Here is a 13,025-nt window from a genome sequence, read left to right as displayed (position 1 = left end):
AACGGTGCTGAAAATCTGGCCACCCTTTGTCATTACTCACCGCTATTGGGCAAGACATTATAAGTAGCAAGCTCTAGCCCTCATAAACCCGAAAAGGACTGATGGTGATGGCCTCGATAAAGACCAATAGTTAGAGCACTTAGACGGTCACCTGGATGGACTCACGCCATGGCTTCGGCAAAGCATCAACAAAGAAGAATGCTACAGGCCTGCCTTTTCTTCTCATCACTGACATTCAGCTTGTGGGTGTTGGCCAATGACCTGGCGACCACCTCCGAATTGGGAAGCAGCCACTCAGTGGCCGTCATCGAGCAATCTGGCACGTACAACACAGCGATGATCGCTCAGCATGGCAATGGCAACGCCTCATTGATTGACCAGAGCGGTGCCCTGAATGAAGCAGGTGTCGATCAATATGGCAATGGAAACACGGCATACACGCTGCAAGAGGGTGCCCTGCATGAAGCCAGCATTCTTCAGCATGGCCAATATCATGATGCGCTGATCATTCAGCAAGGTGTTGGGCAAAGCGCCAGCATTCAGCAGACAGGCATCGGGGGAAGCGCCACGCTTCTACAACAGGCCAGTAGTCAGGTACCGGCAAGTATCACTCAATATTCACGGGGCCATATGCGTGTCCAGGTCATACAACAGTGATCTTTACCACGATGGCTCGCATGACATCGCTCTATGACGATGATGCTTGTGAAGGTGGTGGCTGAATATTCGCTTTCGTCGAATCGACAATATGGATTTTGCTTAGCCAGGAGGTGTTCTCGCTTTCATGTAGTCAAAAGTCCTGCATGACGAACACAACCTTCTGGAAAGGGCACAAAAGAGCAGTAGCAGTACAACATGATGTCGCGGATCACGAAAAACCAGACCGTCATCATGTCAGGGGATGCACGACCAGAAGAAAATCAATAATAAAAACACAACTCAAAAAACGATCTACACAAGGGAACAAACCATGAAAATCCAAATGAGCTTGCTGGCTGCCGCTGTCGCTTTCTCTTCACATGCGATGGCAGTGGACAATGCTTCCGACATCGATCAGACCGGTTTCGCCAATGGCGCGACGGTCACCCAAGGTGATCGCAATGGAAACCCGTTCAACGCCGGAGAGCATACCAGTGATATTGACCAGACAGGGGCCTTCAACGGCGCCACTGTCTACCAGAGCGGCGTCGCGAGCATTGCCAGTGTCAACCAGCAAGGCCTGGCCAATATGGCGGATGTCCTGCAGAGGGGGCAGGCACAGATAGCAACTGTCTACCAGGATGGCCGCCGCAACCACGCTGATGTCGACCAGAAAAGCTTCAAGAACACGGCCACCATCACCCAGGAAGGCCTGCGCAACAACTCCGTCTCCAAGCAAGGCGATAGCGGCCCGAACTCAAGTGGTCGTTTCAATGAGTTGACCGTGACCCAGACAGGCGCCTTCAACTCGTCCATTGCCACGCAAAGCGGTAGTCACGAGAAAGCGACCGTGACCCAGATGGGCCTCGGCCATGATTCGGATGTCGAACAGAGCGGTGACTACAACGTCGCTTCCGTCAGCCAGAGCGGCATCTACCATGACTCCAGCGTGTTACAGAGCGGGAAGTACAGCAAGGCACGTGTCATGCAGACGGGGGCCTTCAGTGACTCGGACATCGCACAATCCGGCAAGCATCAGCGAGCTCGTGTCATGCAAAGCGACAAGTCACACGATTCCGATATCAATCAGGCGGGTGGCTACAACCGTGCCAGCGTATCTCAGTCTGACTTCCACAATGACTCCGAGATAGACCAGTACGGTTACGGTAACCGTAGCATGGTCATTCAGAGCGGTGCCTTCAATGATTCTGATATCAAGCAGGCTGGCCTGGGCAATCTGGCCATGACTGAGCAAAGCGGCTTCAACAACGATGCCAATGTCACGCAGGTTTGGGCGGTTGATAACGAGTCCTATATTACCCAGACCGGTTACAACGACAGTGCGACCGTGCTGCAGGTAGGCGGACATAACGAATCCACCATTCTGCAGCAGGCTGGCGGCTTCATGAGCTTTGCGCCGAATACTGCCAATGTGACGCAGACTGGTTTCACCAACTCTTCCACCATCACCCAGACTGGCGGTGGCAACGTAGCCAACGTGATGCAGTACTGATCACGCCCCAGCCAGGATGTCTTACAGAACCCCGCGCAAGCGGGGTTTTTCGTTTTTCCGCTCGGTGGATCCCCATAATGAAAAAGGCCGCTGACAGGGTTGTCAGCGGCCTTCCAGTACCAGCCGCGAAACATCTATCGCAGCGGCAAGTTACTTCTTTGGCGGTGTCACGACATTCTCCGGGAAGGACTTGCGATAACTCTCAAGGCTTTCATCCACCATCTGACGGCCCTTGCTGACCTGCTTTTTACCGCTGGCGATCCGCGCCTTGCCCTTCTTGATCTGACCATTGCCCTTGTCGATCAGCGCCTGGCCCTTGGCGATATTGGATTCGCCATCATTGACCAGATTCTCACCACTGACGATCTGCTTCTCACCCGCGGCCACCAGAGACTTGCCGCTCTCCCAATTATCGGCCAGCTGATCACGCACCTTGGCGACGGCCTTGGCTTCCTCAGCCTGACCGCGCATGAGATCAGCGGTTGTCGGCTGGCTGGAGCAGCCCGCGAGCAGTGCCAGACTGATGGCAGCGGCGGCGGTATTTACGCATTGTTGGCGCATGATATTTCCTTTCCAGATGCATAGCTTCCCAACCAAAGCCAAGGCTCACTCGGGAGCGCACTATGCAATACAAAAAAGGGCATGGCGGTCATTCCGCCATGCCCCATGACAACGATCGCTCGTCTCAATGCAGCCTGAGCTGCTCACGAATCAGGCGAGCCAAGGTGACATTGGCGTTGGGCGCTGTCGTGTCGATATGGACCAGCTGACCATGCTCTTCTGGCGCAAATGGCTCGCGATTGGCCAATTGCTTGTCGAGCACTTCCAGACCCGCTTCGGAAGCCTCGCCACTGCGCTGACTACGCTTGATGATGCGCTTGCGCAGCGTCTCGTCATCGGCCTCGAAGCTGATCATCAGCACCGGCAGGCCACGGGCTTCTGCCTCATGACGCAGACGATCACGCTGCACCTTCTTCAGGCAGGTGGCATCGATGCAGACGGGGATGCCCGATTCCAGCAGCGTGGCTGACAGATTCGAGAGTCGCTCGTAGGTCGCATGGGTGGCCTGGGGGGTATAGATGCCGCCATTGAGCCCGGACTCGGTATCGGCATCCGCCGCAAAGCCATACAGACGCTTGCGCTCCACATCGCTGCGAATGCGTACACCGCCCAGTTCACGCACCATCTCTTCGGTGAAGCGACTCTTGCCACTGCCGGAGACACCCACACCGATGATCATGTAAGGGAAGCGGATCTCGCTATAGCGCTCCGCCAGCCCGATATAGCGCTCGTACTCGGCCAGCACATCGGCGCGATCCGCTTCACACAGGTCAGGCTGGTGATAGCGAATCATCGCCACCTTGGCCCGGATCAGTGCGCGATAGATCTTGTAGTACGGCAGCAGACGCACCAGCGAGTAATCGCCGGAGAGCTCGAGATAACGGTTGAGCGCATGATGGGCAAAGGCCTGCTCATCACGCGCTTCGAGATCCATCACCAGGAAGGCCAGGTCACAACCGACATCATTCCAGCGCAATTCTTCATTGAACTCGATGCCGTCAAACAGCAGGGCACGGCCTTCATGGCGCACGGCGTTACCCAGATGGATATCGCCATGAGTCTCACGCACGAAGCCTTCCTGCCAGCGACGCTCGAACTCGGGATTGAGGCGCTGGAAGGTCTCTTCGGTCCACTGCTTGAGCAGCGCGAGTCGCTTGATGGCCTCGGCATCATCACCGAGGCGCGGACGAATCAGCTCGAACTCGTTGTCGATGGTACGACTGACCATCTGCGGGCTACCCAGCTCGCTATCGCCCTGGATGCGCTCGGCCTGCTCGTGGAAGGCCACCAGCTGGTCGACCAGATCGTCCAGCAATTCCAGCGACAGCTCGCCACTGGCCTGCAGGGCGCTGAACAGATGGCGATTGGAGAATTGGCGCATCTTGACCGCGTACTCGAAGACAGCACTGTCGTCTCCGATGCGCGGAGCCTCGGGCGTGCCCGAGATCGCCACGGTATCCAGGTACAGCGTCGGTGCCAGACGGCGGTTGAGGCGCACTTCCTGTTCACACAGGAGCTTGCGGCGCTCAAGGGTCGAGAAATCCAGGAAGCTGCCGAAATCCAGCGGCTTCTTGATCTTGTAGGCGTAGTCGCCGGTCAGCACGATCCACGAGATATGCGTCTCGTGCACTTCGATATCCTTCACGGGGTGATCGAAGCAATCGGCTGTGTGAAGGGCTCGAATCAAGGCCTGGCTCAAGGTCATCTCCGCTAAGGCAAGCTGGCTATAAGGTCATTAGCGCAATCGCTATCGTTGGCGACAAGTGTACCGGATGGCAGCCCGCCCGGCAGCCTGCCGAGCGGGTTCCTGTCTGCGTTGGCCAACCCGCGGACTCAGGTACTGTCTTGCGTCGCACTCAGTTCGATGCGGACATCTGCGCAAAGACCCGCTCGGCCGCATCCAGCGTGGCCTGGATATCAGCATCGGTATGCGCCGCGGACATGAAGCCGGCTTCATAGGCGGACGGCGCCAGATAGACACCTTCGGCGAGCATCGCGTTGAAGAAGGTCACGAAATCCTGCTGACGGCAGCGCGTGGCGGAGGCGAAATTGCTGACCTCTGCGTCATCGGTGAAGAAGACACCGAACATGCCACCGGCATGCTGGGTAATCAGACGGATGCCTGCCGCCTTGGCACGGCTTTCCAGGCCTTCACACAGCATCTCGACCTTGCGTGAAAGCTCGGCGTGGAAGCCGGGCGCCTTGAGCTTGCGCAGCAGCGCGACACCAGCGGCCATCGCCAGCGGATTGCCTGCCAGCGTCCCGGCCTGGTAGACCGGCCCCAGCGGCGAGAGGTGGTGCATGATCTCGCGCTTGCCGCCGAAGGCACCCACCGGCATGCCGCCGCCGACGATCTTGCCCAGGCAGGTCAGGTCCGGCGTGATGCCGTAATGCGCCTGAGCGCCACCCAGGGCGACACGGAAGCCCGTCATCACCTCATCGAGGATCAGCACGCTGCCGTGGGCATCGCACACTTCACGCAGGCTTTCGAGGAAGCCCGGAACCGGCGGGATGCAGTTCATGTTGCCGGCGACCGGCTCGACGATGATACAGGCGATCTCGTCACCCAGCTCGGCGAAGCAACGACGCACGCCCTCGGCGTCGTTGTAGTCCAGCGTGATGGTGTGCTCGGCCAGCGAGGCCGGCACGCCCGGGGAGCTGGGCTCGCCATGGGTCAGCGCGCCGGAGCCGGCCTTGACCAGCAGCGAGTCGGAGTGACCGTGATAGTTACCCTCGAACTTGACGATCTTGTCGCGGCCGGTGAAACCCCGCGCCAGGCGGATCGCCGACATGGTGGCTTCGGTGCCGGAGTTGGTCATGCGCACCATGTCGAGGCTCGGCAGCATCTCGCAGATCAGCTCGGCCATCTCGGACTCGATCTCGGTGGGCGCACCGAAGGACAGACCACTCTCGAGACGCTCGCGCACGGCGCTGAGCACATCTTCATCGGCGTGGCCGGTGATCATCGGCCCCCAGGAACCGACGTAATCGATATAGCGCGTGTTCTCCACATCGAACAGATACGCGCCCTTGGCATGGTCGATGAACACCGGCGGACGATGCAGCCCCTTGAAGGCGCGGACCGGCGAATTGACGCCACCTGGAATATGACGGCTGGCGCGTTCGAACTGGGCAGCGGACGTGGTCATGACATACCTCTTGATAAGCGGCGAGCGGCCATCGGCCGCGAAAATGGAGAAAAGGGGGATCAGACACAAAGACGCTGTGGATAACGTGAATGCAGCTTGTCCACAGGCGATGAAACGGCCCGATAGCCTCGGGGCGGCAAGGGGGTGTGGATAACCCGAATGCCATCGATGGCGACAGCTTAACGCGACTCACGGGTGAGTTGCAGCCGCGCGAGCGCAAGGGGTGCCGGCATCGAAAGGGGCAATAGCGCTATCGCCAGGGCAGAAACTGGGCCTCAGGTAGCGCGCCTTTTCGCCCACGCTGCTGGCCATCGACGAGACTCTGCCAGGTGGCCTGCTGGGCAGCCTGCCATGCCGATGGCAACGCCATGCCGCGCGCCAGACGCACCGCCAGGTGCGAGGCCAGCGTGCAGCCGCTGCCATGGAAGCTGCCCGTCAGTCGCGGGCAGTCCAGTGCGAGCGTGGCGTGGTCACGGCGATACAGACGATGGATCACCGACGGCTCAGCCAGCGAATCAGTATCGCGCTCGACAGGATCAGTACCGGTGACCAGCACGGCCCCGGCACCTGCCGCCAGCAGATGCTCGGCAAGTCGGCCGTCGCCCGTCCCCGTGGGGCAGGCCGCCAGCCGCGCAAGCTCCGCGCGGTTGGGCGTGAGCACATCCACATGCGGCAGCAAGCTCTCACGCGCCTGATGGATCAGCGACTCGGTGGAAAGCTCCAGCCCGCCGCCCGCCTTGAGCACCGGGTCCCACACCACGGGCAGCCCCGGCCAGCGCTGCTGGAGTTCCTCGATCAGCGTCACGCACGCCGTGAGCGCCGCTTCGCTGGCGAGCAGACCGATCTTGAGCGCGCCCGGGCGGAAGTCCTCACACAGGGTGCGGGCCATGGCGAGCATCGACTCGCCCGATTGCGGGATCACCGCCTGCACATTGCAGGAGTTCTGCACCGTCAGTGCCGTCGGCACCGTCAGCGCCCAGCCGCCACCGGCGCGGATCGCCTCGCTGTCGGCGATCAGACCCGCGCCGCCACTGGGATCATGCCCCGCCAATACCAGCACGTAGGGCAGTTGCGCTGAGCACTCGGTCATGGCTGAACCATCCCTCAGAACGGTTTGACGATGACGCAGATGACGATCACCACCAGCATCAGCACCGGCACTTCATTGAAGAAGCGGAAATAGCGCGAGGTTCTCTTGCAGGTGTCGGTGGCGAACTGCTTCAGATACAGGCCACAGGCATGGTGATAGCCGACCAGCAACACGACTATGGTCAGCTTGAGGTGCATCCAGCCCATGCTCATGAAGCTCGGCACCAGCGCCAGCAGCCAGATCCCCAGCACCAGGGTCGCGATCATCGACGGCATCATGATGCCGCGATAGAGCTTGCGCTCCATGGTCTTGAAGTACTCGATGGCCTTGTGGTCGCCGGCATCACGCGCCTGGGCGTGATAGACGTACAGCCGGGGCAGATAGAAGAGGGCAGCAAACCAGCACACTACGGCAATCAGATGGAAAGCCTTGATCCACAGATACATGAGGGAGCTCCGTCAGTCAGGGTCGGGAAGGTCAGAAAGTGGACGCGCGGATGATGCAATCGGATCGCCACGATGGCATGTGGCACCGCCAAGGCCCATGCGGTATGCGGTCGCGGCAGGCGCGCGCAGAGCGAATTCACGCCTGAGAAGCAGGTGCCACGCCACGCTTCAGGGCGTATAGCGATAGTAGCTCTCTATTGCATCCCGCGTGATGATACCTGAAATCTTGCGAATCATCGGTGCCGTGGTGTGCTCGACATAGAGGGCATCGACATCGCTGGGCAGCAGCCGCTCATAGGCCTCGGACAAGGTAGCCTGCAGGTGGATGGGCGCGAGATCCAGACGCTGAGCGGGGATCTCGAGCAGGTCGAGCTCCTCCTGCTCCCGCCAGTGCTCATCCATCAGCACACGCACCAGATCCGCCGCCGGCAGCGCGACCATCGGCTTTTCCGGCGTCGAGCGCGTGACCACCAGCCAGACCGGCTTGCTGTCGAGCAGGGCGCGAGCACGTTCACGCGTGATGCGGCGCGGCACGCTGACCAGCGAGCGCTCCATCACCGCCGGCACCGCCACCCGCGACAGCGCCTGCATCAATGGCTGCTGGAGCGGATGCAGGCCCTGCGCCGTCAGCGTCGAGATGAAGAAGCCCTGGCAATGGCACAGCTGGCGACAGGTCAGGCCTGCCACCACCACCGCCAGCATGCCGGGCAGGATGATATTCGGCGAATGCGTCAATTCGAGCAGTGCCATCAGGGCGGCCAGTGGCGCCTGAAGCACCGCGCCCATCATCGCCGCCATGCCGAGCAGGGCGTAAAGCGCGATGTCCGAGGCCTGGTCCGGCAACAGCCAGCCGCCCAACATGCCCATCAAGGCCCCGGCAGCGGCGCCCGCCACCACCACCGGGCCGATGATGCCGATCGGCACGCCACAGGCCACGCATAGTGCCGACAGCACCAGCTTGCCGATCACCAGCGCCAACAGGATATCCAGCGCCAGCTGGCCGTCGAGCAACTGGGCCAGGCTGTCATAGCCGATGCCTTGCACCTGGGGATACCACCACGCCACGGCGGCCGTCGAGACCCCGACCAGCGCCATGCGCATCCCCCATGACAGGTGTGCCACGCGCGCCTGCTGACGCGCCAGATGCACGAAGCCCCCCGCCAGCAGGCCGATGACCAGCGCCGTGACGATGACCCAGGGCAGGTCGAGCAGGGAATGCAGCAGCAGAGACGGCACCGCGAAGGCCGGCGCCGAGCCGTAGACCATCTGCGTGACCACCGCGCCGGTGGTCGAGGCCAGAATCACCGGCATGAAGCCTATCAGGGTGTACTCCATCATCACCACTTCCATGGCGAAGATGACCCCTGCGATCGGCGTATTGAAGGAGGCGGAGATGCCCGCCGCGGTGCCACAGGCGACCAGCACGCGCAGGCTGTTGTTGGGCAGCTTGAGGCGCTCGCCGATCCAGCTCGAGGCGCCGGCGCCCAGGTGGATCGCCGGGCCTTCACGTCCCGCCGACAGACCGCCGAGCACGCTCACGACCCCGACCACGACCTGATTGAGCCAGGCACGCAGCGGCATCTTGCCCTGATGGTAGGTCAGGCGCTCGATGACATGACCGATGCCCAGCTTGCGCTGCGCCGGATGCTGTCGCCCCAGCACGATGCCGATCACCAGCACCGCCAGCAGCGGCAGCGAGGCGCGCACCCAGGGGGCAAGCCCCTCGAAGTTCTCCGGATTGTCATCGGGCATGAAGCCCAGGGCACCGGCGCTCAACAGCAGGCGGAAACCGACCATCAATGAGCCGGTCAGCAGCCCTGCCACCAGCCCCAGCAGACACAGTTGCGGGAGTGCATCGACCGCCGCCAGCTTGCGCCGAAAATTGTCGAGACTGGGACGAGGCAGATGCGGACGCGTCAGGCGTGACACTCACGACTCCTTGAAGGCACTGGCAATGACAGAGGACATCCATGTCGGCAGCGCATTACTGCCCGCCTGACACCTGTGTATCATATCGATTGCGAACCGTCGCGACCGTGCGCAATCCGACAACCTCGGCACAGCATGGCGCAACGCCTGTCTCGCGCACAGGCCACCAAAGGTCGCAGCAGCAGATCGGACACAAGATTACATCTCGCATCAACAGGACACCGCCCGAAGGCGGGGAGGCAGCATGATCAAGGTAGGTATCGTCGGCGGCACCGGTTACACCGGAGTGGAACTCCTCAGGCTCCTGGCCAGCCACCCGCAGGTGGAAGTGACCGTGATCACCTCGCGAAGCGAGAAGGGCGTGCGTGTCGACGAGATGTACCCCAATCTGCGCGGCCACTACGACACCCTCGCGTTCAGCGAGCCGGATGCCGAGGTGCTGGCCGCCTGTGACGCCGTATTCTTCGCCACGCCTCACGGTGTCGCTCACGCCCTGGCCGGCGATCTGCTGGCACGCGGCACGCGTGTCATCGACCTGTCCGCGGACTTCCGCATCAAGGACGCCGACGTCTGGGCCGAGTGGTATGGCCAGCCGCATGGCGCGCCCGAGCTGCTCGGCGAGGCCGTCTACGGCCTGCCGGAAGTCAATCGCGATGCCATCCGCGAAGCGCGCCTGATCGCGGTGCCGGGCTGCTACCCGACCTCCGTGCAGCTGGGGCTGATCCCGCTGCTGGAAGCTGGCCTGATCGAGACCGACAACATCATCGCCGACTGCAAGTCCGCCGTCTCCGGCGCGGGTCGCGGTGCCAAGGTCGGCTCGCTGCTGTGTGAAGCCGGCGAGTCCATGAAGGCCTACGGCGCCTCCGGCCATCGTCACCTGCCGGAAATCACCCAGGGGCTGGACCTGGCAGCCGGCAGCGCGGTCGGCCTGACCTTCGTCCCGCACCTGACGCCGATGATCCGCGGCATCCACTCCACCCTCTATCCGCGTCTGAGCGGCTTCAGCGGCACGCTGGAAGATCTGCAGGCGCTGTTCGAGCAGCGCTACGCCGATCACCCCGCCGTCGATGTCATGCCGCTGGGCAGCCATCCGGAGACGCGCAGCGTGCGTGGCACCAACCTGTGCCGCATCGCCCTGCATCGTCCGGGCAACGGCGACACCCTGGTGGTGCTGTCGGTGATCGACAACCTGGTCAAGGGCGCATCAGGTCAGGCCATCCAGAACCTCAACCTGATGTTCGGTCTCGATGAGATGATGGGGATCGGCGCGCCGGCGATGATGCCCTGAACCGCCAGCGTACGCCCGCAAGGCAGCACGTCAGACAAAGTTGACCCTTTTGCTCGGATATAGGGATAATAGGCGTCATTCCGTTCTCTATACCGTGCCGGGCGCTGTCTCCAGCGTCCGGCCTCCGACTCCTTCCAGGAGGCCCGCATGAGCGAAGCACAAAGCTTCATCCCCACGCCGTTGTACCTGTCCGAGCGCGCCAGTGCCCGGATTGCAGCGCTGCGCGCGGAAGAAGCCAACCCGGAGCTGCGTCTCAGGGTCTACGTCACTGGCGGCGGCTGTTCCGGCTTCCAGTACGGTTTCGATATCGCCACCGATCTGGCCGATGACGACACCGTGGTCGAGCTGGGCGAAGCCGCCATCGTGATCGACCCGCTGTCCTACCAGTATCTGGTCGGCTCGACGATCGACTATGAGGAAGGTCTGGCGGGCGCCCGCTTCATGATCCAGAACCCCAATGCCACCAGCACCTGTGGCTGCGGGTCTTCCTTCATGGTCTGATCATTGAGGGTCTGACCAGGGAGCGTCTGACCAGGGAGGGCTGACAGGCCCGCACACGACATTGGCGTCTTGCTGGCGCCTGATCGCCCCCTACCGGTTCCCGGTAGGGGGCGATTTTTTTTTCGTCATCTCAGTGGCTTGCAAGCTTCCCTTCGCCGCATGGCAGCAGCGGGAGACTTGACGGGGTCCGGTGTGCTCGTCAATCTAAAAACGCTATACATCCTAAAATCTAAATATAAAGAGGAATGTAAAATGCGCAGATCTCACCTGCTGGCCTCTCTCTCTGGCCTCGCGGCCGCCACCTTCATGGCCAGCGCTGCCCATGCCGTCACCCTCAAGGCGGCGACCGACCCGAGCTTCGTGCCCTTCGAGATGCTCGACCAGGAAAGCGGCGAGATGGTCGGCTTCGATATCGACATCCTCAATGCCATCGGCGAGCGCGCCGGCTTCGATATCGACCTCAAGACCATGGACTTCAATGGCATCATCCCGGCCGTACAGACCGGTAGTGTCGATGTCGCCATCGCCGGCATCACCATCACCGAGGCGCGCGAGAAGATCGTCGACTTCACCGATCCCTACTATGACTCCGGCCTGCAGATTCTGACCTCGGCCAACAACGGCGACATCGAGGATATCGAGGGCCTGGAAGGCAAGAAGATCGGCACCAAGATCGGCTCCACCAGTTACGACTACCTCACCGCCAACCTTGGTGACTCCACCATCACGCCTTACCCGGGCAGCGCCGACATGTACATGGCCCTGATATCCGGCAGCGTCGATGCCGTCTTCTACGATGCCCCCAACGTCGGCTACTTCGCCAAGACCAAGGGCAATGGACGCGTCAAGACGGTGGGGCCGCTCTATGAGGGCCAGCAATACGGCATCGCCTTCACCGAAGGCAGCGAGTGGACCGAGGCCGCCAACAAGGCGCTGGCCGAGATGAAGTCCGATGGCAGCTATGCCGAGATCTACCAGAAATGGTTCGGCGCCATGCCCGGCGACAGCCAGTAAGCCGCTTTCGACTCGCCTCAGACACCCCACGTCGCGTAGTGCAGATCATCATCACGACATTTCGGCAGCGACAGCCTGCCGGAATGTCGGTCGTCTCGAACCTCCGGCGCGCCCAGCAGCGCATGAGAGGTTCGTGCCAAGGAGCCCCCCGTGGACGTTCAGTTCCAGTTTGATTGGCAGGCCGCACTCAATTCGGTGCCCTACCTGCTCGAGGGCATTCCCTGGACCCTCGCCATTTCCTTCGGTGGCCTCGCCATCGGCTTCGTGCTCGGCATCCTGTTCGGACTGCTGAGCCTGTCTCCCAGCCGCATCCTGCGCTGGGTCGCCACCGCCTATATCGAGATCTTCCGTGGCACCCCGGTGCTCGTCCAGGTGCTCTTCATCTTCTATGGCCTGCCGCAGATCATCGGTGGCCCCATCGATGCCCTGACCGCCGGCATCGCCGCGATCGCCTTGAACTCGGCCGCCTATATCTCGGAAATCGTGCGCGGTGGCGTGCAGTCCATCGCCCGTGGCCAGCGGGAAGCCGGCCTGTCACTCGGCCTCTCCACCCCGCAGACCTTCCGCTATGTCATCTGGCCTCAGGCGCTGCGCCGCATGATTCCCGCGCTGGGTAACCAGGGCATCGTCTCGATCAAGGACACCTCGCTGTTCTCGGTGATCGGCGTCGGTGAGCTGGTGCGTCAGGGGCAGATCTACATCGCCACGACCTTCAATGCGCTGGAAACCTACTTCATGGTCGCGCTGCTGTATCTGGTGATCACCCTCAGCCTGTCATTTGGCTTGCGGATGCTCGAGCGCCGCGGGTTGGTGGGCCAATGATGTCTCTCTGCCCCCCACGCGCGACGGATATAGCCGCGCCCTCTCACCTTCAGCCTGATCTCATTTCTCTGAC

The 13,025-nt window shown here is 61.6% G+C and carries 12 protein-coding genes; 6 read left to right on the top strand and 6 right to left on the bottom strand.

Going from position 1 to position 13,025, the window contains the following annotated elements; translation table 11 throughout:
* Positions 1 to 168 precede the first annotated feature (168 nt).
* Positions 169 to 657 carry a hypothetical protein gene (locus tag CLAM6_RS17645; protein WP_153636733.1) on the top strand — a complete coding sequence of 163 codons (489 nt, stop codon included), beginning with the start codon at positions 169 to 171 and terminating at the stop codon, positions 655 to 657.
* 244 nt (positions 658 to 901) lie between these two features.
* Positions 902 to 2,152, top strand: coding sequence for a hypothetical protein (locus tag CLAM6_RS17640; protein ID WP_153636732.1), 1,251 nt, complete (start codon positions 902 to 904; stop codon positions 2,150 to 2,152).
* A 150-nt stretch (positions 2,153 to 2,302) separates the two neighbouring features.
* On the opposite strand, the gene CLAM6_RS17635 is transcribed toward CLAM6_RS17640, so the two are convergent.
* The 6 genes from CLAM6_RS17635 to CLAM6_RS17610 all read right to left on the bottom strand — a co-directional run bounded on the left by CLAM6_RS17635 (position 2,303) and on the right by CLAM6_RS17610 (position 9,318).
* Positions 2,303 to 2,713 carry a hypothetical protein gene (locus CLAM6_RS17635; protein WP_153636731.1) on the bottom strand — a complete coding sequence of 137 codons (411 nt, stop codon included), beginning with the start codon at positions 2,711 to 2,713 and terminating at the stop codon, positions 2,303 to 2,305.
* Between the two features lie 124 nt (positions 2,714 to 2,837).
* Complete coding sequence (locus CLAM6_RS17630) at positions 2,838 to 4,358, bottom strand: bifunctional aminoglycoside phosphotransferase/ATP-binding protein (protein ID WP_225347450.1); 1,521 nt, start codon at positions 4,356 to 4,358, stop codon at positions 2,838 to 2,840.
* 211 nt (positions 4,359 to 4,569) lie between these two features.
* On the bottom strand, positions 4,570 to 5,862 hold the full coding sequence (hemL, locus tag CLAM6_RS17625; RefSeq protein ID WP_043331681.1) for a glutamate-1-semialdehyde 2,1-aminomutase: 1,293 nt from the start codon (positions 5,860 to 5,862) through the stop codon (positions 4,570 to 4,572).
* 250 nt (positions 5,863 to 6,112) lie between these two features.
* Entirely contained in the window at positions 6,113 to 6,952 is an 840-nt protein-coding gene (thiD, locus tag CLAM6_RS17620) for a bifunctional hydroxymethylpyrimidine kinase/phosphomethylpyrimidine kinase (RefSeq protein WP_153636729.1), read from the bottom strand.
* Positions 6,953 to 6,966: 14 nt separating this feature from the next.
* On the bottom strand, positions 6,967 to 7,398 hold the full coding sequence (gene hemJ, locus CLAM6_RS17615) for a protoporphyrinogen oxidase HemJ (RefSeq protein ID WP_153636728.1): 432 nt from the start codon (positions 7,396 to 7,398) through the stop codon (positions 6,967 to 6,969).
* 168 nt (positions 7,399 to 7,566) lie between these two features.
* Positions 7,567 to 9,318 carry a chloride channel protein gene (locus tag CLAM6_RS17610; RefSeq protein ID WP_153637018.1) on the bottom strand — a complete coding sequence of 584 codons (1,752 nt, stop codon included), beginning with the start codon at positions 9,316 to 9,318 and terminating at the stop codon, positions 7,567 to 7,569.
* Positions 9,319 to 9,571: 253 nt separating this feature from the next.
* Here CLAM6_RS17610 and argC point away from each other — a divergent pair, with 253 nt between their 5' ends.
* The 4 genes from argC to CLAM6_RS17590 all read left to right on the top strand — a co-directional run bounded on the left by argC (position 9,572) and on the right by CLAM6_RS17590 (position 12,952).
* Positions 9,572 to 10,615 carry an N-acetyl-gamma-glutamyl-phosphate reductase gene (argC, locus tag CLAM6_RS17605; RefSeq protein WP_054556364.1) on the top strand — a complete coding sequence of 348 codons (1,044 nt, stop codon included), beginning with the start codon at positions 9,572 to 9,574 and terminating at the stop codon, positions 10,613 to 10,615.
* Positions 10,616 to 10,762: 147 nt separating this feature from the next.
* Positions 10,763 to 11,116 carry an iron-sulfur cluster insertion protein ErpA gene (gene erpA / locus CLAM6_RS17600; RefSeq protein WP_043331693.1) on the top strand — a complete coding sequence of 118 codons (354 nt, stop codon included), beginning with the start codon at positions 10,763 to 10,765 and terminating at the stop codon, positions 11,114 to 11,116.
* Between the two features lie 252 nt (positions 11,117 to 11,368).
* On the top strand, positions 11,369 to 12,130 hold the full coding sequence (locus tag CLAM6_RS17595; RefSeq protein ID WP_153636727.1) for a transporter substrate-binding domain-containing protein: 762 nt from the start codon (positions 11,369 to 11,371) through the stop codon (positions 12,128 to 12,130).
* Between the two features lie 150 nt (positions 12,131 to 12,280).
* Positions 12,281 to 12,952 carry an amino acid ABC transporter permease gene (locus CLAM6_RS17590; protein ID WP_043331697.1) on the top strand — a complete coding sequence of 224 codons (672 nt, stop codon included), beginning with the start codon at positions 12,281 to 12,283 and terminating at the stop codon, positions 12,950 to 12,952.
* Positions 12,953 to 13,025 lie beyond the last annotated feature (73 nt).

The organism is Cobetia sp. AM6 (genome assembly GCF_009617955.1).
GTDB lineage: Bacteria > Pseudomonadota > Gammaproteobacteria > Pseudomonadales > Halomonadaceae > Cobetia > Cobetia amphilecti.
The sequence above is the reverse complement of the archived record's forward strand: the minus strand, read 5'-3'. Positions and strand labels throughout refer to the sequence as shown.